General features: G+C 43.3%; 18 protein-coding genes. 12 read left to right on the top strand and 6 right to left on the bottom strand.

The features are described from left to right. Window positions 1–351 precede the first annotated feature (351 nt). Window positions 352–1,869, top strand: a complete 1,518-nt coding sequence (gene istA / locus J5X92_RS12515; protein ID WP_208805882.1) for an IS21 family transposase — start codon at window positions 352–354, stop codon at window positions 1,867–1,869. 8 nt (window positions 1,870–1,877) lie between these two features. After that, window positions 1,878–2,624: an IS21-like element helper ATPase IstB gene (gene istB, locus J5X92_RS12510; RefSeq protein WP_015066349.1), complete on the top strand. Its 747-nt coding sequence runs from the start codon at window positions 1,878–1,880 to the stop codon at window positions 2,622–2,624. Window positions 2,625–3,590: 966 nt separating this feature from the next. Here the strand turns inward: istB and J5X92_RS12505 are convergent. Together J5X92_RS12505 and J5X92_RS12500 are read right to left on the bottom strand one after the other, a co-directional pair. Beyond that, window positions 3,591–4,076 (bottom strand): hypothetical protein, encoded by a 486-nt coding sequence (locus tag J5X92_RS12505; protein ID WP_013783573.1) that lies wholly within the window; start codon window positions 4,074–4,076, stop codon window positions 3,591–3,593. A gap of 3 nt (window positions 4,077–4,079) precedes the next feature. Further along, entirely contained in the window at window positions 4,080–4,412 is a 333-nt protein-coding gene (locus J5X92_RS12500; protein WP_013783574.1) for a PadR family transcriptional regulator, read from the bottom strand. A 280-nt stretch (window positions 4,413–4,692) separates the two neighbouring features. Here J5X92_RS12500 and J5X92_RS12495 point away from each other — a divergent pair, with 280 nt between their 5' ends. From J5X92_RS12495 to J5X92_RS12485, 3 genes are all read left to right on the top strand, one after another. Then, entirely contained in the window at window positions 4,693–5,637 is a 945-nt protein-coding gene (locus J5X92_RS12495) for a slipin family protein (RefSeq protein WP_013783575.1), read from the top strand. Between the two features lie 2 nt (window positions 5,638–5,639). Beyond that, complete coding sequence (locus J5X92_RS12490) at window positions 5,640–6,089, top strand: NfeD family protein (protein ID WP_208805881.1); 450 nt, start codon at window positions 5,640–5,642, stop codon at window positions 6,087–6,089. A gap of 377 nt (window positions 6,090–6,466) precedes the next feature. Beyond that, window positions 6,467–6,604 carry a hypothetical protein gene (locus J5X92_RS12485; RefSeq protein WP_013783578.1) on the top strand — a complete coding sequence of 46 codons (138 nt, stop codon included), beginning with the start codon at window positions 6,467–6,469 and terminating at the stop codon, window positions 6,602–6,604. Between the two features lie 220 nt (window positions 6,605–6,824). On the opposite strand, the gene J5X92_RS12480 is transcribed toward J5X92_RS12485, so the two are convergent. The 3 genes from J5X92_RS12480 to J5X92_RS12470 all read right to left on the bottom strand — a co-directional run bounded on the left by J5X92_RS12480 (window position 6,825) and on the right by J5X92_RS12470 (window position 10,744). Beyond that, on the bottom strand, window positions 6,825–7,121 hold the full coding sequence (locus J5X92_RS12480) for a hypothetical protein (protein WP_208805880.1): 297 nt from the start codon (window positions 7,119–7,121) through the stop codon (window positions 6,825–6,827). 88 nt (window positions 7,122–7,209) lie between these two features. Then, entirely contained in the window at window positions 7,210–8,724 is a 1,515-nt protein-coding gene (locus tag J5X92_RS12475) for a hypothetical protein (protein ID WP_244360723.1), read from the bottom strand. Window positions 8,725–8,809: 85 nt separating this feature from the next. Beyond that, window positions 8,810–10,744, bottom strand: coding sequence for a Cache 3/Cache 2 fusion domain-containing protein (locus tag J5X92_RS12470; protein WP_208805879.1), 1,935 nt, complete (start codon window positions 10,742–10,744; stop codon window positions 8,810–8,812). A gap of 322 nt (window positions 10,745–11,066) precedes the next feature. Between J5X92_RS12470 and J5X92_RS12465 the strand changes: the two genes are divergently transcribed. From J5X92_RS12465 to J5X92_RS12440, 6 genes are all read left to right on the top strand, one after another. After that, entirely contained in the window at window positions 11,067–11,606 is a 540-nt protein-coding gene (locus J5X92_RS12465; protein ID WP_208805878.1) for a hypothetical protein, read from the top strand. A 3-nt stretch (window positions 11,607–11,609) separates the two neighbouring features. Then, window positions 11,610–13,601, top strand: coding sequence for a prolyl oligopeptidase family serine peptidase (locus J5X92_RS12460; RefSeq protein WP_208805877.1), 1,992 nt, complete (start codon window positions 11,610–11,612; stop codon window positions 13,599–13,601). Between the two features lie 235 nt (window positions 13,602–13,836). Next, window positions 13,837–14,976 (top strand): FAD-dependent oxidoreductase, encoded by a 1,140-nt coding sequence (locus tag J5X92_RS12455; RefSeq protein WP_208805876.1) that lies wholly within the window; start codon window positions 13,837–13,839, stop codon window positions 14,974–14,976. Window positions 14,977–15,093: 117 nt separating this feature from the next. Next, the gene (locus J5X92_RS12450) at window positions 15,094–16,161 is read left to right on the top strand and encodes a 3',5'-cyclic-nucleotide phosphodiesterase (RefSeq protein WP_208805875.1); all 1,068 of its coding nucleotides are present in this window, start codon (window positions 15,094–15,096) and stop codon (window positions 16,159–16,161) included. Between the two features lie 100 nt (window positions 16,162–16,261). After that, window positions 16,262–17,443: an MFS transporter TsgA gene (tsgA, locus tag J5X92_RS12445; RefSeq protein WP_208805874.1), complete on the top strand. Its 1,182-nt coding sequence runs from the start codon at window positions 16,262–16,264 to the stop codon at window positions 17,441–17,443. 10 nt (window positions 17,444–17,453) lie between these two features. Then, the gene (locus tag J5X92_RS12440) at window positions 17,454–18,416 is read left to right on the top strand and encodes a nucleoside hydrolase (protein ID WP_126873008.1); all 963 of its coding nucleotides are present in this window, start codon (window positions 17,454–17,456) and stop codon (window positions 18,414–18,416) included. 35 nt (window positions 18,417–18,451) lie between these two features. Here J5X92_RS12440 and J5X92_RS12435 read toward each other — a convergent pair whose 3' ends face one another. Further along, the gene (locus J5X92_RS12435; RefSeq protein WP_208805873.1) at window positions 18,452–19,861 is read right to left on the bottom strand and encodes an 8-oxoguanine deaminase; all 1,410 of its coding nucleotides are present in this window, start codon (window positions 19,859–19,861) and stop codon (window positions 18,452–18,454) included. A 268-nt stretch (window positions 19,862–20,129) separates the two neighbouring features. Between J5X92_RS12435 and J5X92_RS12430 the strand changes: the two genes are divergently transcribed. Continuing rightward, window positions 20,130–21,062, top strand: a complete 933-nt coding sequence (locus tag J5X92_RS12430; protein WP_126873009.1) for an exopolyphosphatase — start codon at window positions 20,130–20,132, stop codon at window positions 21,060–21,062. Window positions 21,063–21,184 lie beyond the last annotated feature (122 nt).

Below are 21,184 nucleotides of genomic sequence, written 5' to 3'. Positions count from 1 at the left end.
GTCTCACTCATGCCTAACTTCCGCACCCTGTCTAATACTATGAAAAACTGAGGCGACAACTATCCTGACACAGGGGGACCTTCGCGGCGTTAATTTTATAGGGAATGATTGGCGGCAGAAAAAGGTTAGGCGCAATGGTGCATGTTCCGGCCCATTCCGGTTCAATCCGATCAGTGATTTCGGTCTAATCCGATCGCTTATTTCGGAGTTACCCGATCAAAAATGACGTTTTTCCGAAATCACTGATCGGAATCCCGAAATCTTCTTCTTTTTCTCACTAAATCAATTGGTAAGCTCAACTTCATCACTTTATTGAAGGAACGAGCTGCCATGGCGAGAAAGAGAACCGATATGAGAAAAATTAAAGACGTCCTGCGTCTCAAATTCGAAGTAGGATTAAGTCATCGAGACATCGGCCAATGCTTAAGTCTCGGTCCTTCAACCGTGAGTGAAATACTCTCGCGCTTTAAATCCAGTGATTTATCGTGGCCGTTACCGGAAGCGATCAACGATAAAACGCTCGAGGCTCAGTTGTATAACACTGGTCCCGTTCAGCGCCAAAAACGGCTGCCTGACTTTATGCTTATGCAGCAAGAGTTGAAGCGTAAAGGCATGACTAAGCTGTTACTGTGGGAAGAATATTGCGCCGAGGATAGTGCGTCAGCTTATGGTTACACGCAGTTTTGCGAGCATTATCAGCGATGGCTTAAAAAGCAGAAGCGTAGTATGCGCCAGCATCATATTGCGGGCGACAAGTTGTTTATTGACTACTGCGGGCCGACAGTACCTATTGTTAATCCCGATACAGGCGAAGTGCGTTATCACGCACAAATCTTTGTAGCGACTTTAGGTGCGACCAACTACACGTATGTTGAAGCTGGCCGCTCACAACGTGAAGAAGACTGGATAATGGCGCACGTAAGAACGTTCCGCTACCTTGGCGGTGTACCCCGTTTACTTGTGCCGGATAACCTGAAATCAGCCGTTACCAAAGCCCACCGTTACGCACCCACGATGAATGAAAACTACGCCAAAATGGCGCGGCATTATGGCTGCGCCATCGTTCCGGCAAGACCTTACAAACCGAAGGATAAGGCCAAAGCAGAAAATGCGGTACTGATTGTTGAACGCTGGATATTAATGCGATTACGCCGGGAGTGCTTTTACACCTTAGCGAGCCTTAACGCACGTAGCAAAGTGTTAATGGAAGAGTTAAATAATCGGCCGCAGCGCTTACATCCAGGCTCTCGCCGTGAGCAGTTTGAACTGCTCGATAAGCCCGCGTTAATGCCATTGCCTGGCACCACGTATGAGTACATAGACAGTAAACGGGCCAAAGTTGGGCCGGATTACCATGTGCTGTACCAAAAGCATGCTTACTCTGTACCGCACACCTTAGTGGGCAACACAGTGACCATCGAAGCTAGTGGCAGCGTGATTAGCATCTATCACCAAAATCAACTGGTGACACAGCACGCTAAATCAGCAAAAGACGGCGGCTTCTCAACGCAAAAAGAACACATGCCGGACAGCCATGTAAAACAGCGCTTCAGCGCTGAACGCTTATTGCACTGGGCGGAGAATATTGGTGTAGGTACCCGCGGTGTGGTGCAGTGGCACATCCATAGCCGTCAACATCCAGAGCAAGCGATTAAAAGCTGCCTAGCCATTCTAAATCTCACTAAACAGCATGGTGCTGCGCGACTTGAAGCCGCTTGCCAAAAGGCGTTACTGCTAGAACGCCCTCACAGAAGCGTTGTGATGAACTTACTCAAACATCACCAAGAAAGCGTACCGAGCACCGCTGTCGAACACGATGAGCAACCTGTAACCCACCACAATATCCGCGGCCAACATTACTATCAATAGGACAACCCATGACACAATCTCAATTACAAGAGCAACTGCGTAGCTTACGGCTTGGACACTTCGCTCAAGCGTTACTGCAACAACAAAGCCAAGCGACAACCTACGACGAGATGAGCTTCGAAGAACGCTTAGGATTACTGGCACAGCATGAAATCCACTGTCGGCAAGACAGCAAAGTGAAGCGTTTACTGCGTCAGGCAACCTTGCGCTTAGAAGCTCACGCCAGCCGATTGGAATACCGCGCAGAGCGCGGTCTACGCAAAGATAAAGTCGCCACACTGTTGAGCGGCCAATACTTACATCATGCCCATAACATTATCGTTACTGGCGCAACGGGGTGCGGTAAAACGTACTTCGCTTGCGCATTAGCCAGACAAGCCTGTGAACAGCATCATACAGTACGATATTACCGGCTCGGCCAGCTTCTAGATGAGCTGAATATCGGCCACGCCGATGGAAGTTACCGACAACAGCTTGCACAACTCGCGAAGAAAGAGCTGCTCATCCTAGATGACTGGGGAATGGAAAAACTGAGTGCAAGACAGGCCAATGACTTACTTGACGTGATGGAAGAACGATATCAAAACACCAGCACCATTATCGCTAGCCAGTTGCCCGTTACCGAATGGTACAAACTCATCAGTAACCCCACCGTGGCAGATGCATTACTCGACCGTTTACTGCACAACAGTCATCGAATTGAACTGGCTGGCGAATCGATGAGAAAACTAGACCAATCCGATCACTTAAGGTAAAACTGGCAAGGACGAAAAAGAAGAAGAAAAAGTGATCGGATAAAACCGAAACGACCGACCGGATTCACCGAAATACGCAAATGGACTGTTTGATGAACTAAGTTTTCACCAACAAAATGACTATTACAGCAGGCGCGAGATGCTGCCAGGGATCGAGAATACCTATCGAAATATAAGGTATTCACTTGAAGAGAATAAAGACTTTGGATTAGCAAATGATTTTTTCGTAGGGGAGATGGAAGCTAAGCGAAGGCAGCTAAAATGGTGACGGCGTTGGTTACTGAGTGTACCTGCTGCATATAAAATTTTTAGCAACTATGGGACCAGCCCATTAAGAGTGTTTTTGTGGTTGTCACTTCTCACTTTTCTAAATGCTTATCACCTTTGGGATTATTCAATTTATGCTAATGAGTCACTAATTGAGATTAATACTTCAGAAGTGAATATAAGCTCATTTGACAGTTTTGAAACGCTAATGAATTCCATCAAGATCAACGTTGAAGGAATTAGAGGGGTACTAACATATTCGATACAGACTTTGACACTTCAAAAAGATAAGCTTGAAATTTTTGATAATTTACCGAAAAACTCCCCCGTTTATTTAATAAATACGCTATACGCAGTTATAGGCCCTATTATTATTGCCTTGTTTGCCGTATCAATCCGTACGCGGATAAAACGCAACTAATCGCAATATTTACAGCATTTAGAATGCGTGAAATATGAAAGTTTTTAACTTGGGGGACTGCACCCATTTGTGCACTAGCAGCATATTTTGGCACCCAAAACGTAGTACTATGTATCACTATATAGTGTCGCTCTGACGGGAGTACCACTATATATTGCTATGTAATGTGATCAGACTATTTTCAAATCCTCTCACACCGACCAATCTCTCCTATTTTTCAATGACTTACCCCACTCATTGATTGCTCATGAAATGAGCGCCCCATAATTGCCCCATAATTAAGACATTTTTCGTTCAACGAAGCGCTTTAAACAAGCCCATTCTTTTTTTGCTGAAGCCTTAGTACCATCAAGAGTCAGGAAACTGGCAAACCAACCTAGTGTTAAAATCATCAGTACAGCTCCATTCGTGTCTTTATCATCAACAACTAAAGCCATAGCAAGCATTACGCTGGCCCATATTATCGCGTGACCGAGCACTAATGGTGAATCTGACGAGGAATTACCTTCAATTTTATTTAATACTCGACATATTCTATGGATAACTTTGGCTCGGTCAGAAGACGTCTTCATTTCTGCTTCGGGGTAGCCTAATTCACTGGTCGCTTTTTCGAAAGCGAGCTGTTCATTGGTACCTGAATTTACATCTTGTTCGATAATGCAATATAAGTGGTCTTTCAATTCATCAATTTTATCTGCATCCCAAATGTTGTGAGAGACAACCTTATTACACCAATTTTCAACAGCGTTATCGAGATCAAACATACGTTATTCTCCTTTGAAAGACATAAGTAAAGTGTATAGCTGATGCCACTGCTCTTGCATCTTGAGTAATTCTTTGCGGCCTTCATCCTGCAAGGTGTAATACTTTCGCTTTCTACCCGTGTCGGCCTTACCCCAATAGGATTCAATGAAGTCGTTTTTCTCCATGCGATGTAAAATGGGGTATAGCATTCCATCAGCCCATTCAAGCAAACCGTTTGAATGCTCTTTTACCTGCTGAATAATTTCGTAACCATAACTGTCACCATTCTTCAAAATAGAGAGTATTAACGGCGTTGCCGAAGCCGCGACTAAGTCTTTTGCAATTATTGAAGCCATAGCGTCTCTTTGCATAGAAGTGTTATGTATAACTTACATAATACTTCTATGCATGGCAATGGTTATTTTTTGAGCGGGAGCTAAGCTGTTAAAACGCAGGAGAAAATAGTGGTGTTCAGTAAGTTTATATTTGATTACCCGCTATCGGTGGGTGTCCAATAATTACCGCGTTCACTAGTCAGTTGAAACGTTCCCTCAAAATTTAACTGCTTTTAGTGTTTACTTATTGTGATATAAACACTTATTGAAGCCATTGTATTAATCGTTCAGGAGTACGTAAATGGAATTAGACACCTTACTAGGATACGTTTTTTCGTATCAAATTATCTTACTTGTGCTAATTGTTATTACCCTTAAATCGTCAATAAAATTTGTACCTCAAAACCGTGCGTACATCATTGAGCGCTTTGGTAAATACAACACCACCTTGGAAGCCGGTCTTAACTTTATTGTTCCGTTTATTGATAAGGTTGCTGCAAATCGCTCTTTAAAAGAGCAGGCGGGCGACGTTCCAGAGCAATCTGCCATTACTAAAGACAACATCACGTTAAGCGTTGATGGTGTGTTGTATTTCAAAGTGGTAGACCCTTACAAAGCCACCTACGGTGTAGAAGATTATACGTTTGCGGTAACGCAGTTGGCGCAAACCACCATGCGCTCTGAACTTGGAAAAATGGAATTGGACAAAACCTTCGAAGAGCGAGACTTATTGAATACCAATATTGTGTCTGCGCTTAACGAAGCCGCTGCGCCATGGGGCGTTCAGGTATTGCGTTACGAGCTAAAAGATATTAACCCGCCGAATTCAGTGCTAGATGCGATGGAACAGCAAATGAAGGCGGAACGATTAAAACGCGCCCAGATTTTAGAATCTGAAGGTGATCGTCAAGCAGCCATTAACCGCGCCGAAGGTGATAAACAAGCCATCGTTCTTGCTGCTGAAGCCGATAGGGAAGAGCAAATACTAAAAGCCGACGGTGAAGCGCAAGCGATTATTCGTGTTGCTCAAGCAGATGCAGAAGCCATTGAAACGGTGGGTAAAGCGGCCGCAACCCAAGAAGGGCAAAAAGCGGTGCAGCTTGAGCTAGCGAAAGGCGCTATTCAAGCGAAAGAGAAAATTGCAAAAGAGTCTTCCATTGTATTGCTGCCTGATAGTGGAACAGAAATAGGTAATGTTGTGGCACAAGCAATGACGATTGCGAACACAATAGGTAAGAAGGCGTAGCCATGGACAGTATGTTTACCAACTTACCGCACTTTTTAATTGGCATAGGCTTATTATTGCTAATTATCGAAGTATTAATGGGTTTCACCACAATACTCCTGTTGACGTTGGGCATTGCAATGATGCTGGTGTCAGGTCTTATGTATATTGGAATACTCAATGAGGAATTGTTAGATGCGTTTATTGCCATCGCGATTATTGATGCAATCCTTACATTAGTGCTTTGGCGTCCATTGAAGCTACTTCAAAAAGATCGTGCTCCTAAAGAGGTAAAGTCAGACTGGATAGGAACACAGTTCGATTTAGAAAGTGACGTGGCTCCTGGGGCGCCCGGTACCGCGCGATTTTCTGGCGTGGTATGGACAGTTAAATCTTCATCGGCCATAAGAAAGGGCGCAACGGCAGAAGTGGTGAAAGTGGAAGTAGGCGTTCTACACGTTCAGCCGGTGTAACTAACATAAAAAAGGGTCAGAGTTAATTCACCATTTCAAAGTACTCTGATCCTCTTATCATCTTTCCATTTTCCTCCTTCACGCTTTCCCTCCCGTCAAATACTGGCAGTGGGTGTCCACAAAGCCTCTCTCAAATTTTAACTCGATTTCCACATCTTTATTTCCGAGTTTGGTGTAAAATACGGTTATCACGCATGAGGTGTTGTTCTAGTTTATTTGTGCGAAGGCATCTGAGTATATCTAAGTATAAAGGGTGCGCTTATTTCTAATCTTGCCATCATTTTTGAACGGTGCAGGAAGTTGAACCGCTACACATCTATTCACGTTGAAAGCTAGAACCGCTGTAATATTGAACATACAAAATATGAGATTTATAAATGACGAAATTTGATGACAGAGTTAAAGAGATAATCACTAAACACCCTAACTTAACGCAAGAAGAAGCGATCAAGATTGTAACCGACAAGAACGAGCGCAAGAAAAAGAAAAGAGCGGAACGTTCTGACAAGAAATAGCCCGTTTAAAGCCTCGCTATAAAAGTGGGTGTCATAGCCGTAAAATATAAGACAATGTGTAGTTAAATTCCCACGCATCTTTAAGATTTTTGTCTAATTTGAATCTAAATAATAAAGCCCCAAACACATCTGTTAGGGGCTTTCTTTTAGCTATATAAGCGTAACACTAAAGCGGCTCGGAGAAGCTACTTACTTTTTGCATATTGCCGAGCCTATAGCGTTAACAATCTGCTGCTATGATAGATTCAAGTATGGTGATAATAACATCCGGAAGAGGTTCACCGATAACTTGTTCGGCAGCTAACGACACTTTGTAATTGGCACTTTGCCCCTGCATAACTAGGGCTGCATTTAAATCGTCAGATAAATAGGGTTGTACAAGAGTTTGAATGTCTGACCAAGCGATATCTTTACATTCCACTACAATCTTGTGTGATTGTCGCGCTTGCTTGGGGTCAAAAGCGTAGCTGTTTACTGAAAGTGCCGTCAGTATTAATGCAAATGCAACGTACTTCATTGCTGGTGCCTTACAAAGATAATTAGGGGCGTAATGAAAAGTTACACTATTGAAGCAAGCAATAGCCAGTAGTAATAACGTTTTTTGTTCAGTTTAAGGCAATCGTAAAAGGCGCTTTAAATTGGGGTTTTGGCTTTCCATCTGCATCCGTTTTCCTAATTAACCACGCTTGAACAATCATGTTCACTTTGCCGTTTATTTTGTTAAAACCAATTGTCATCATGTGTTCATTCGTTCTGTCTCGCCAGTATGAAGAAAACCATCTGCCTTTCGTTGTGGTGAGTTGGTATGGCTCATCATAATAGTTAACGTTACTTTCTGGCCAATTCACATCCAGCTTGGCTTTCGGGTCGGGAAACTTTTCAGGGCAATAACTTGGCTTAGATGAGGCAACAGAGTTCACGCCAGTAAGGTTCGATGTTGGTGATGCCACGACTTCAATGAGTTTAACTCCCTTTGTACCAATATCTACCGAGCATATACGGCCAAAGTGCACATCGCCCGACAGTACAACAATGTCATGGCTGGCAGTAGCAAGGGCATTTAAAAGCGCGGTGTATTGTTTTTTAAAGCTTAGCAAGTTGCGTTCTAGCTTATTTTCTTGGGTGACTAAAACCTGCGGAATGACCAATACCCCAGGTGTGGTAAGTGTGGTTATCCATTCAATGAGCTCAGCAAATCCCGCTTTGTTGATAAACTGGGTTTTTGACCGTGAAGAGCGTAAATCGGCGATGCAAAAAGACAAATCGTTACCAATAGTGAAGGTTTCAACCAGCGCTTTCGTTTGCTGAATGCGCTTAACACCATCTTCAGATGCGCCTTTCCACGCGGCGCGAATTTTAGGGATTTTCAACATGTATAGGGTAGGTACTATGCCATCATAAAAAGGGTAATCATTCCAATATTCGTGGTCGTCCGGTAGCATCCATGTGCCGCCACGAGAAAGCATGCTTCCTAGTGCTTGCCAGTGTTTTGCGTAGTCATCGGCAATTCTAAGTCTTACTTCGTTGGTTAGCGGGGAAAGAGAGTCAGCGCCAATATCTAAGTAAACTTGGTCGCCTACCATGAACTTTATGTCGGGTTTAAACACCTTATTATTGTTTGCGAACAGCGTTTTGAAGGCTTGAGCAGTTTGGCCATAGTCTTTGTGTTCATAGAAACAGCTGCTTAAAGAAACCGTAAAAGCGTTTGTCTCGCTGGTGGGAAGTGCTAAAGGCAAGGTACTGAAATAAGCCGTTTTTAACAGAAGCCAATCGCCTGCGTAATCCAGAGCATCGCCTTCTAGTTGTTGAAAAAAAACCACTTTGTATTCTTGATTTGGCAGCAAGTTATATAGCGTTAAAAGCACATAAAATCGCTTGCTGACGCGGCGAAAAGGGCGTTGCCATTGATCTAGCGTAATATCTACTCGGCTTATCTCGGTATTATTTATATATACAATTACACGGCTAATCGCCGGTTTTCTTAAATAAAGGAATAAAGTGCCCGTCCAAATTTCAGCACTGTGTTCTGAAACCTTATGAGGCACTAAGCTCCAAACCGATGTGTCTGAAAGAAGATCGGGTATCTCGTTCTCAATACTGCTCCGATTGACTATTTCCATATAGCAGCCCGCGTGAGTTAGGGGTGAATTGACAGTAATGGGTTAGTGCAATCTAGTATTAATTCACCAGTTGCGTGTTTACTTTTTATACTTTGTAGTGACTAAGCGCTTTGTCTATTGATACTGCGGTGTCAGACGTAGTTTGTGCCGATTTCGATGTTTCTTCTACATAGCGTGCACTGTCTTGTGCAGACTCGCGTATGGTCTCAATATTTACACTCAGCTGTTCGGTTACCTGGCTTTGCTCTTCTGCCACACTTGCCATTTCAATATTCGTGTTGCGAATGCTATCAATTCTGTCGTTTAGATTCGTGATTTCGTTCGCGATACGTTCACACTGTGCTTCTACATCTTCTGATAATGTGGAGCATTCAGTAATTGAGGTATTAACTGAAACCACCGCATTTTGCACTTTAGAAATATTGCTCTGGATTTCTTTTATCGATTCTTGAGTTCTCACGGCCAGTTGTCTAACTTCGTCAGAGACCACCGCAAACCCCCGTCCATGTTCACCAGCCCTTGCCGACTCAATGGCCGCGTTTAGAGCCAGTAAGTTGGTTTGATCTGCAATGGCTTCAATAACAGAAAGTACACTTCCAATATTGCTAGAAAGTTGGGTGAGGTTGTCAGAATATTGAGCCGTTTCAACTAATGCAGCGCGTTGTTCTTTCGCTAAATTTGATGTGTTTACCACTAAGTCTCGGGTAGAGCCAGCAACCCCCGTTATTTCTACCGAAAGGGTCTCAGCGGTAGCAGCGCTTTGCGCAACAGACTGTGCAGTGGCGTTTAGCTCTGCAATAGCCGTAGCCACTTGTTCAGTTTCCATTACTTGTTTAGATACTGCTTGATTAGAGCGCCGGGAAATATCAGAAAGTTGTACGCAACTCGACGAAATTTGCTGAGTGGATTTTCTCGTTTCACAGATGGTGGCCTGCAGTTTGTCTAACAGTTGGTTAAAGCTGTTACTGATATCATTAATTTCCTCTGTGTGGCCCGTTTCAAAACGTTGCGTTAAGTCGCCATCATCGCCAGTTAAATCGCTTATACGTCTGGTTAGTGTATTAAGTGGAGTTGAAACAGTACGGTTAATCAGCCACACCAAAATAGCAATCAGTAGGGCAGAGGCTACAAAAAGTGAAACCAATAAAATACCTAATCTAGACATAACGCGAGTGGCTACTTCATCTTTAGAGTAGCCAATTGATAGGCTATAGCGCCACGCTTCGAACGGATAAGACTGAATGTCCCAGCGTGCACTTTCATTAGCATTGGCGCTAATTTCATGTTCGCTAATATTGTCGCTGTGAGCGCGGACTCTGCCTTTATCATCTTTAAGTACCACATAACCTTTAGATAACACACTGGCATTATTAATGGCTTTAGTCAGGGTACTGATATCTGCGCTATAGCCTACATAGAGAATGCCAATCACCTCGTTAGCGTTAGTTATGATAGGGCGATATGCAGTAATGTATGGCTTACCTAATATATCAACCTGGCCAACAAAGGTTTGCTTATTGTTGATGGCTTTCATTGCCAAACCGCCTTTAGACAACAGCGTACCTGTTGCCCGCTGGCCATTAGGCTTTGTCACGTTGGTGGCTATTCTCTTATAGTCATCGCCTTCACGAACGAAAACGGTAGCAGTACCATTAACTTGCCTAGTGACTTCATCTACCAGCGCATTTGAATCATTGATCAGAGTGTCACCAAAATACAACGAGGGAGTGGAAGCTGAGTTTGTGACAATTCTTGGTTCTCCTAGGCGCTGTGTATTAGCGACCAAGACATTTAGTGCAGCATCCACTTGCTGCTTCATTAAACTGTCGGTGATATCTAGCAAGCCTAACAATTCGTGTTTTAACTCTTGCCGTTCTTCTATGGCTTGTTGCTCAATATCTGTATTGATTGAAAACCACAAATAGCTAGAGATAGCTAGCCCAGTTATAGCCACCATTAAACTGATCGATTGAATTAGAATTTTGCTAATAGTTTTTGGCTTTGTTGCAGGGGGTGTCATAACTGCCTCTTACATCTGAAATAACAATTTTAAAGCTGTGTTGTTCAACCTTGTTTTCTGAATACCTCATGGAGAGTTAGTAAGCTTGCAAGTGCGATTAAACTAACTCGTTAAGGTAATAATGTTGAACTTCTTTTAGCCCATACAGAAAATAGTGAATCAACCTTAAACGTCGTGCTTGATAGAGTATAGATGAAAGTATAGTGCCCACCCATGTTAGGAGCTAAAATTTAATATTGTTTAAAACGCCGTTGATAACCCTCCTTTGGTTGAGTAAAGTGTTTGGCAAAAATAACTAGAAAAAATCAAAGGAATGAACTGCATGAAAGCTGTTGTACTAGCAATATTTGCCTTATTTTCTGCTGAGGCATTTTCAGAAATAGAACCCCTTGGACCTGATGAAGGATACGTTGCCATAGCGCTGTATTCTAAAGGCTATTCGGAAAGCATTGTTTTAAAAGGCAATGGCTTTGGAAACAAGTTTACTTTCGGCCCGTTAAACTACTCCCAGCATATCGAAGTCATTAAAATGCCAGCAGGTACTTACTCATGGACAGAGGTATTTGAACGTACTGGTTCCTTAGAAAAAGGTAATTTATTAAAAATCTATTACGATTTATCTGACGATAATTTAACCTTTTCCGTAAAACCCGGCGTGTTGAACTACACTGGCTTACTGATGATTGAAAAGCTGGGCCGTCAGCTTCAAGTAAGACAGCTAAACAGAGCATCAATTATCCTCAAAATTCTAGAGCAGGATCACCCTGGTTACATAGGCAAGTTCGATGTAGTAAACGGTATTTATCCGAACGATCACTATATTGATTTTTACCTCACTCATGCATTAAAAGAGGGAGAGTAAAATATGTCACATTTTAAAATTATACTTTTAGTCATACTTTCAAGCTTAGTGTTCATTAGCTCATCTATTCAAGCTGTAGACGAAGAGGCTAAGAATGAAAATATAAGCGACTTTTTCAAAGCATCTAAGTACAAGTTATTTTCAATAAACCCTTCAGGCACAGCGGTCGCATTTATAGAGCCCAAAGCAGCCACGTACGATCTTGTTGTTTATGATCTGAAACGGGGCACTATGGACGACCCCATAACGTTCGAGCGTCAGCAGCTTCAAGTTCAACATAAAAACAAGATAATGAGTTGGGAAACTCACTATAATAAAATTTATGAGCTTAAGTGGCTCTCAGATAGCTTTCTTTCGCTTAAGCAACATTCTAATGGCCGTTTTCACCGCTATGTTCTTGTTGAGTTCGCAGACAGAAGCCAGCAACCGAATCCAGCTTTTAGGCTTTCATATCTTTCCCAGAATGGTTATTGGGTTGATACACTGCCTAATCAAGAACATAAGGCTATTTTTGCCCGTTACGAACATTCTGATGATTACGATTATTACATCGACTTATTTAAGCTCGATCTTACTGAAAAGATTTCTGAGTCAAATTTTCGTAGAAAACTACGACTTAATAAAACGGGGCCGAAACTCCATAATTGGGTATTTGACAGTAAAGGTTGGCGATTGGCTGGTACACGAACTGTTGATGAAGTCACTGAGCTGTTTGCAAGAACAGGAAGCAAGCCTAGGAAATACCGTTACAAGTCTGTGTGGGAAAGTAAAAAAGGTGATGTTCTAAAAGTTGTTGGTGGTAATGCGGAAAAGCTGCTTTTGCTCACCAATCACAATAGCGACAAAATCAATTTACGTACCTTTGATATTGAAACTCAACAATTTTCTGAGGTTGTTTTTGAGCACCCACTTTACGATTTAACTGCTGCCATTAGACACCCTGAAACGAAAGATATCATCGGTGTGTCTTTTATTGAAAAAGGCATGGCGAAACAGGTTTATTTCTCTGACGACTACAGCGCGCTAACCACTAGGCTCAGTAAATCAACGGAAATCGAAGGGGTTTATGCAGTAGATATGGATAAGTCGGGGAACAATATTATTTTCGTGGCTGATGACAGCGCGAACCCAGGCCAAACTTACTATTACAATCGAACTACTGACAGTTTCAGTCACCTTATTGATTTGTATCCTTGGCTTTCCAATAAGTCGCTTAGTAAAACAAAGCTACTGCGCTTAGAAGCGGAAGATGGGGTAACGCTAGAAGCGTTCCTAACCCTGCCAAGTACCAAAAATCCTCCCTTGGTGGTTATTCCTCATGGCGGCCCTATAGGCGTGAGTGACTCGCGTCATTATTCGGGCAATATACAAGTCTTAGTTGATGCAGGCTTTGCCACACTGCAAGTTAATTACAGAGGCTCGGCAGGTTATGGAAAGGCCTTTAAGCAACAGGGGCTTCAGCAATGGGGGCGCCTTATTGAAGATGATATTGAGCAAGCTCTCGCTTACACCAAAGAAAATTACGATGTAAACCCAAACCAGGTCTGTATTGTAGGGGGCAGCTATGGCGGCTACTCAGCCTTGTACAGTGTTATTCGTTCCCCGCAGCTTTATAAGTGTGCAGCGTCTTTTGCTGGGGTCACCGATCTTGCTTTACGGTTCCAACGAAGCGATGCCCAACGGGATGACATGATGCGAGCACTGACAGAGATAATGGGCGACCCTAAAACTCAGCAAGATGAGTTATTTAAATACTCACCTTTATATCAATTTAAAGGTATTACAAAGCCTGTTTTTATTGCCCATGGAACTGATGACAATATTGTCGATATTGAGCATTCTTATCGTCTGCATTTTGCATTAAAAGACCACGGTATAAAACACAAGTGGATGGTAATGGACGACGTGGGCCACGGCTTTTCATATCCTGATGATGCAGCGGTGTATTACAATGCACTCATTGAGTTTCTAAATTCGCAACTTAACGAAGAATAAACTTTACTTAACCATTAATTTTTACTCCAGTTTTAGCACGGGTTATCGTTATCAAGATAACCCGTGTTCTCCAGCGATTTCACTTTATCCTTTTCGATTTCATCTTTTCCCATTTTAAATCAATGCCCTTGGCAAGTGTTTTGCTTTCTTTCATTTTGCTTAACAAAATAAACCCAGTGTCTTGCAGTGAAGCCTGAAAAAAACAAAATAGAACAAAACAAATCGAGGAATGGGCATGGTGAACAATAAACTAAAACGCCGAGCGTTTATGCAAGGTATTGGCGCAGGTACGATAGCTGCATCACTTGCCGGGTGTGCTACATCATCAAATAAAACCCCAACAAACCGCGTGTTTCAGCGCCCGTTTTCCCGAAAGCCTATGGTAGCCCCGAAAATCTCCGCCAATAACATTGTGACTGAAATTGTGGGGCATCGCCCTTACAGGCCCGAAGGTTTTGTAGTGAAAAGCGAAGCATTTGGGAATAAAACATTAGTGCACAATTACGGGCATGGGGGCGGTGGTATTTCCCTATCTTGGGGCTCTTCGGCACTGGCAGTGAATGAAGTTGCTAATGTTGAAACCAAAGAAGCGGCTATTATCGGTAGCGGGGTCATGGGGTTAACCACCGCGCGCTTACTACAAGAAGCGGGCTGGAAGGTGACTTTGTATACTAAAGCTATGCCTCGCTTTACCACCTCGCAAGTGGCAGGTGGAGAATGGGGCCCATACAGTGTGCACGACCCATTAATATCTAGCAGCGTGTTTAAAACCCAATTGCAGCAAGCAGCAAAAATAGCACACAGCACCTTTGCGAAGATGGTGGGGAAGGATTACGGCATTCAATGGAAAGAGCTATATACCGCCGGAAATAAAAAGCCAGAAAGTGAAGGGGGTTTTAGACAATATTACCCTTACACAAAGGTGTATGGCCCAGAGCAGCACCCATTTCCAACCGATTACTGCACATCATCAGCCACCATGTTGGTGGAAACCACCACATTTTTAAGGCGCTTAGTGACTGATATTCGATTATCGGGCGGTGAATTTGTGATACACGAATTTACCAGCCAAGACGATATTCACTTATTAGCTGAGCCCATTGTTTTCAACTGCACTGGTTTAGGCTCAAGAGCATTGTTTAACGATGAAGGTATTATGCCAGCCAAAGGCCAGTTGGTATTGTTACCACCAGACCCTGCGGTTGATTACCTCACGGTCGGTGGCGGTTCAGACGTTTTATACATGTTCTCTAGAAACGACTATATGATATTAGGTGGAACCTTTAAACTAAACGATTGGACTACCGAGCCCGATCCTATCGAGACGGCAAGGATCATCAGCGAAAGCCAAGCTTTCTTCTCTTCTATTACTTAACAAGAACCGCTAGCAAGCACGCGAGACTTGATTTCGTGAGTCGATATCGAGAACATAAACAGAAATATGCAGTTTGAAATGACTCGCTAAAATTAAACATCTAGATTTGGAAAATACGTGAAATTCATAAGTACTTTACTGCTTGTTTTAATAGTAAGCGGCTGTCAGGCTCATCAAAATGCGCAAGAACACAGTCAAAACCAAAACCAAAACCTAAAGCAGGCTCAGCAAGACATTCAAACATCAATAAGTACTGTGTCACCGGCTTTTGAACTTATTACCTTAGGTGACACGGGCGGTATTGAAGATGGAAACCTAAGTTCGTTTTTATTACGCAGCATAGAAGACGAGAACTTTATTAGCTTAGACGCAGGCTCTTTAGTGAACGGCATTAACGTGGCGCTCGAAAACAAAGCTTTTGATAGCTTAACTACCACACCAGACCCTGCGTTAAACCCAAATGGTAATATTCTGCATCATCATGTGAAAGCCTATTTGCTTAGCCATGGGCACCTTGACCACGTCGCTGGGCTTTTGATTGCATCCCCTGATGACAGCAGCAAGCCTATTTATGCGCTTTCGTCGGTAAATCAAACCATGAGCGATACTTATTTTAATTGGCAGGCATGGGCTAATTTTACCAACCGTGGCATCGCGCCAAAGTTAAATAAGTACGATGTTATCGACTTAGCGCCCGAGGAAACGGTAGAAATTAAAGATACGGCCCTTACGGTAACGCCGTTCAGCTTAAGCCATCCGTTAGAGTCCACCGCATTTGTGATTGAGCATAATAACGATATGTTTGTGTATTTTGGTGATACCGGGCCAGATGAAGTAGAAAAGCAAGGAAAGCTAGATGCAGTGTGGCGTTATCTCGCACAGCAAATGCAGCATAAAACCCTTCGAGGTATTTCCATTGAAGTCTCGTTCGACAACACACGGCCTGACAATCTGTTATTTGGCCACCTTACGCCTAAATGGTTGATGCAAGAGCTCACCAAGTTTCATGCGTTGGTGGAAGACAAAGAACAACTTAGCAATATGAAGGTTATCATTAGCCACATAAAATACAGCTTGAAGAGAGGCACAGATCCGCGAGCTGTTATTGCACAAGAATTAGAAAGTGCGAATGCACTAGGCTTTAACTTTATATTAGCGAAACAAGGGCAAGTGCTCGCGTTATAAATTGATTTTTTGACTAAATGGTCAGTATTTTTATGGAGAGCATTGTTGTTTCAGTGCTAACTCGGTATAAAAGAGTATTACTTGCACCTAGGTCTAAGAATTGAATCGACTTTTACTTACCGCAATAGCGTTCGTTAGTTACATGATAATGTCGGGGTTACTCACTCAAATTGGCGTTATTTTGAATGCTGTATCGTCTTCGCTGAATGCCACGCCGGCAGCAACCGTTGGCGTGTTTTCTTGGCTAACTGGCGGCGCGCTGTGCGGTACATTCGCATCACTATTCTTGTACGCTCGCCATTCACTGAAGCAAGTACTCATTGCTAATTACACGCTGTTTTTGGCGATTATGCTGGTATTGGTCGTGGTAGCGCCTACTACCTATTGGCCGCTTGCAATATTGCTTTGGGGGCTTGGAGTAGGCTGTGGTTGTGGCCTTGCTGGTGGGGCGGTTGTTTTATCCAAGACTTATCATGAAGCAAAAAGAGCTTCGGCATTTTTAGCCACCGACTGCGCGTTCAGTGCCGCGGGGTTTATCTTTCCCTCTTTAGCCGCCGTAATCATTGCCGCGCAAATAGATTGGGTTTACAGCTATGGGGCTGTGGGGGCGTTGGCACTAGTACTTTGGGCAACCTTATTTTTTGTTCGCTTTCCTGCCACTGAGGCCGACGATACTAATGCGGCATCGGCATTGTCACAATTCAAACGGGTATTAACCCCTAGGGTGTGTTTAATTGCCTTGGGCGTTTGTGCTTATTTAATTGCCCAAACTACTTTTCTTACTTGGTCTCCCAATTACTTACAACATACGTTCGGGGTAAGCGAAAAAGTATCGGCGCAGGCCGTTGGAAATTATTGGGGTATGTCTATTTTCGGATTAATTACCGCCGCTATTTTCGTGAATAAAATTCCGCAGCGCTCGTTATTGATGTTGGTAACCGTGTTAGCAAGCCTGATCACTTTCACATTTATGTTAGCTTCCTCTGCGGAATGGTTTTTATTTACTAGCTACCTATTTGGGTTTACCACGACCTGCATATATAAAATTGCGATATCTGTTGGTTCTCAGCAACTAGCGTCAGCGCCCGCCGTGCTCGTCACCTTTTTATTATTCAGTGGCAATGTAGGCAGCACAATTGCACCCATTTTATCTGGTTGGGTGGTGCAGTTATTTGGCGTACAAAGCGCAATTATTATGACATGGGTTGGCTATACCTTTGTGGCGCTTGTGTTTGGTTTTTGTTTATTGTTGGAAAAACGTGAGCGGCGTGCCCACGCGTAAGGAATTAAAAATGGAAAAGATTATTTTTGATACCGACCCAGGTATTGATGACGCTATGGCGATTTTATTTGCCCAGGCAAGTGCCGATATTGATTTGCTGGCTATTACAACCGGCTTCGGTAATGCGAATATAGACACCGCCACGCGTAATGCCTTGTACCTTAAAAAGCGCTTTAATTTAAGCGCAGATGTGGCCCGTGGTGCAAAAGAGCCGTTAGTTATCCCGGTAGATGAGCCTGCCGATTTTGTTCATGGTGATAACGGCTTGGGCAACGTTGATATTGATGAAACTGACTTACCGAGTGAAGTGTCACTTGCCGCTCACGATTACATTATTGAAAAGGTGAAAGCCAGCCCCGGTGAAATTACGTTAGTAGCGGTAGGGCGTATGACTAACTTAGCGCTGGCACTTCGAAAATGCCCTGAAATTATTAATTTAGTGAAGCGTGTGGTGATTATGGGCGGTGCGTTTGGTTACCATGGTAATACAGGCAACGTAACCCCGTATGCCGAAGCCAATATTATAGGCGACCCGCATGCCGCAGACGAAGTGCTTACCGCTGACTGGCCGGTAACCGTAGTAGGGCTAGATGTCACTAAAAAGGTGATAATGAGTAACGATTACTTGGCACGCCTTGCTGAGTGTTCGCCTACATATGGGCCTTTTATTTATGACATCACCCGTTTTTACGCTAACTTTCATCAACAAACAGACCAAGTTGATGGCATATACGTACACGACTCATCAGCCATTATGCAGGTGATAGCACCAGAGCTTTTTGAAACTGTTGAAGGGCCTATTCGTGTGATCACAGAAGGCCCTGCCATAGGCCATACTATGCAAAAAACGGTAGCAAAGCGTTTTCCTATCGATGAATGGGCAGATTGTCCAGCGCAATCGGTTTGTTCAGACGTGGATGTAGATGCTTATTTGGCTAAGTATAAAGACATACTTAGCCAAGCCGGCTTTTGATTAACGGGTTGCTAAGTTACTAATAAGTTTCTAGATTAACTAACGAGTTGCGCCGCCACTGCCCGGTGGCGCGCCATTAGGGTTTGGGTATCTAACCCAATAATTTGCCCTTCTTTTACTCGCCATTTTCCGCCAATCATTACCTGTTCGGCTTTATCTGCGCCACATAGTAGCAGCGCAGAGATAGGGTCGTGACTGCCACTAAAACGTAGCTCATCGAGTTTGAAAAAGGCCAGGTCGGCTTGTTTGCCCACCGCTATTTCACCTATGTCACTACGGCCTATAAGCGATGCAGAACCTTTAGTCGCCCAGCCTAGAATTAATTCTGGGGTAATTTTCGCTGCACCATATTTTAAGCGCTGTAAGTAAAGTGCTTGGCGGGCTTCATACATCATGTTCGATGCATCGTTAGAGGCAGAGCCATCTACGCCTAAGCCAATAGGCGAACCGGCTTCAATCAGTTCAAGGGTAGGGCACATGCCAGAGGCCAAGCGCATGTTTGAAACCGGACAATGCGTTATGCCTGTACCGGCCGCACCCAAGCGGCGAATTTCATCTTCGTTAAAATGAATACCATGAGCTAACCATGTTCTATCGCTTAACCAGCCCACACTTTCTAGATAATCGACGGTGCGCATGCCAAACATCTTTAAACAGAAATCTTCTTCATCTAGCGTTTCAGCTAAATGGGTGTGTAAACGCACGTCTTCATCTTTCGCCAGTTGTGCGCTGTCGGCCATAATTTCTCGAGTAACAGAGAATGGAGAGCAAGGTGCTAAGGCTATTTGCATCCACGCGCCTTCACCACGCTCATGGTAGGTGTTTATTAGCCGTTGACTGTCTTTTAGTATTGCATCACCACTTTGCACGGTGTGCCTAGGGGGCAGGCCACCTTCATCTTCACCCAAGCTCATTGAACCGCGAGTAAGCAGGGCGCGCATGCCCATACGTTTTACTGAGTCTACTTGTACGTCTATGGCATCTTCCATGCCGGTAGGGAATAAATAGTGGTGATCGGTAGTGGTAGTACAGCCAGACAGTAATAATTCAGCTAACGCCACATCGCAGGCTAGCGACAACGCATTCGGGGTAAGTTTTGCCCAAACCGGATATAAGGTTTTAAGCCAAGGAAATAACGGCTGATTAACCACAGGTGCCCATGCGCGGGTGAGGGTTTGATAAAAGTGATGGTGCGTATTAATTAGCCCCGGAAGCATCACCAATTGAGAGGCATCTTCTGTTTCATCAATAGGCGTTACTGGTGTTTGACCAGCACCAACAAGCTCAACAATTTTGCTGCCTTGCACCACAATGCCGCCTGCGGCATCTAACTCGTTACCCGTAAAAACGGCTTGCGGGTTTTTAATCCAGAGTGTTTTTGATGTAGATGAAGGCTTATCTTGAGGTTTATTTTGAGGCTTAAACAAGGGCGATAATTCAGACATAACTTGGCTCCATAAAATAATAAAAATTAAAGATGCCAGCTCAGTTATGCCCTGTCTGCTGATCCAGGGGGCGTTTGTTGTTACAAACGACTGCTAATTAACCGAAATTTCCAACGGTTAATTCAATGAAGAAGTGTAATGCTAATGCATTTTAGGTTCGATTTAAAGCGCTTCTGCGAGGTGATAATTGTACTGTTGTGGTATTACGCTAAACTTCATTTTAACTGTTACACTAAAAGCAGCAGCTTAATGAAGAGATGGAAACCACATGCCCGATAATAAATTTAGACTAGTTACTCGAAGCGATTTTGATGGATTAGTTTGTGCCGTGCTATTGAAAGATTTAGATCTCATCGATGATATTTTATTTGTGCACCCTAAAGATATGCAAGATGGCAAAATAGATATTACTGAGAATGACATAACCACTAATCTGCCTTATGTGGCGGGCTGTCATATTGCGTTTGATCATCATCTTAGTGAAACAGTTCGAAACGCGAGTGACATTAAAAATCATGTAATCGACCCTGAGGCACCTTCTGCTGCGCGAGTGGTATATGACTATTACGGCGGCGCAGAAAAGTTTCCCAGTATTTCTGTTGATATGATGGAAGCCGTAGATAAAGGAGATGCCGCGCAATTTTCCGAAGAAGAAATACTAGAGCCAACCGATTGGGTATTGATGAACTTCATCATGGATGCCCGAACTGGTTTGGGGCGTTTCCGTGATTTCAAAATTTCGAACTATCAGTTAATGATGAAATTAATTGATGCATGTAAAGATCACAGTATTGAAGAAATTTTGGAAATGGAAGATGTTGCCGAGCGTGTAGCTTTGTATCACGAGCACAATGAGCTAGCGAAAGTGCAATTGGCCAAATGTGCAACCGTTCACAAGAACCTTGTGGTGCTCGATTTAACCGAAGAAGAAACCATTTACGCGACCAACCGTTTTGTGATTTATGCGATGTATTCCGATTGCAATATCTCAATTCACAAAATGTGGGGCCTTAAAAAGCAAAACGTGGTTTTCGCTATTGGTAAATCAATCACCAACCGCACTTCAAATACAAACGTCGGTGAACTATGCCTTAAGTACGGCGGTGGTGGCCACTTGAATGCCGGTACGTGCCAAGTAGAAACTAGTAGAGCGGAAGCTGTTCTAGACGAGATAATTGACACTATCACTTCAGATGGTTAATCCATACTAATAAAACCTCGGTAGGGGTGTTGTTAAAATCATTGGCAACACACCCTGACTTTTCCCTCGAATACATATCTATAAAAACAAACAATCCAATATCTGGTTAGCGCTTATTGCAT

This window comes from Alteromonas sp. K632G (assembly GCF_017653625.1).
GTDB classification, from domain to species: Bacteria; Pseudomonadota; Gammaproteobacteria; order Enterobacterales; family Alteromonadaceae; genus Alteromonas; species Alteromonas naphthalenivorans.
The sequence above is the reverse complement of the archived record's forward strand: the minus strand, read 5'-3'. Positions and strand labels throughout refer to the sequence as shown.

Excerpts from the sequence above, each read along its gene's own strand:
- istA (WP_208805882.1), top strand. The coding sequence starts at position 352 with ATGAGAAAAATTAAAGACGTCCTGCGTCTCAAATTCGAAGTAGGATTA.
- istB (WP_015066349.1), top strand. The coding sequence starts at position 1,878 with ATGACACAATCTCAATTACAAGAGCAACTGCGTAGCTTACGGCTTGGA.
- J5X92_RS12505 (WP_013783573.1), bottom strand. The coding sequence starts at position 4,076 with ATGTTTGATCTCGATAACGCTGTTGAAAATTGGTGTAATAAGGTTGTC.
- J5X92_RS12500 (WP_013783574.1), bottom strand. The coding sequence starts at position 4,412 with ATGGCTTCAATAATTGCAAAAGACTTAGTCGCGGCTTCGGCAACGCCG.
- J5X92_RS12495 (WP_013783575.1), top strand. The coding sequence starts at position 4,693 with ATGGAATTAGACACCTTACTAGGATACGTTTTTTCGTATCAAATTATC.
- J5X92_RS12490 (WP_208805881.1), top strand. The coding sequence starts at position 5,640 with ATGGACAGTATGTTTACCAACTTACCGCACTTTTTAATTGGCATAGGC.
- J5X92_RS12485 (WP_013783578.1), top strand. The coding sequence starts at position 6,467 with ATGACGAAATTTGATGACAGAGTTAAAGAGATAATCACTAAACACCCT.
- J5X92_RS12480 (WP_208805880.1), bottom strand. The coding sequence starts at position 7,121 with ATGAAGTACGTTGCATTTGCATTAATACTGACGGCACTTTCAGTAAAC.
- J5X92_RS12475 (WP_244360723.1), bottom strand. The coding sequence starts at position 8,724 with ATGGAAATAGTCAATCGGAGCAGTATTGAGAACGAGATACCCGATCTT.
- J5X92_RS12470 (WP_208805879.1), bottom strand. The coding sequence starts at position 10,744 with ATGACACCCCCTGCAACAAAGCCAAAAACTATTAGCAAAATTCTAATT.
- J5X92_RS12465 (WP_208805878.1), top strand. The coding sequence starts at position 11,067 with ATGAAAGCTGTTGTACTAGCAATATTTGCCTTATTTTCTGCTGAGGCA.
- J5X92_RS12460 (WP_208805877.1), top strand. The coding sequence starts at position 11,610 with ATGTCACATTTTAAAATTATACTTTTAGTCATACTTTCAAGCTTAGTG.
- J5X92_RS12455 (WP_208805876.1), top strand. The coding sequence starts at position 13,837 with ATGGTGAACAATAAACTAAAACGCCGAGCGTTTATGCAAGGTATTGGC.
- J5X92_RS12440 (WP_126873008.1), top strand. The coding sequence starts at position 17,454 with ATGGAAAAGATTATTTTTGATACCGACCCAGGTATTGATGACGCTATG.
- J5X92_RS12435 (WP_208805873.1), bottom strand. The coding sequence starts at position 19,861 with ATGTCTGAATTATCGCCCTTGTTTAAGCCTCAAAATAAACCTCAAGAT.
- J5X92_RS12430 (WP_126873009.1), top strand. The coding sequence starts at position 20,130 with ATGCCCGATAATAAATTTAGACTAGTTACTCGAAGCGATTTTGATGGA.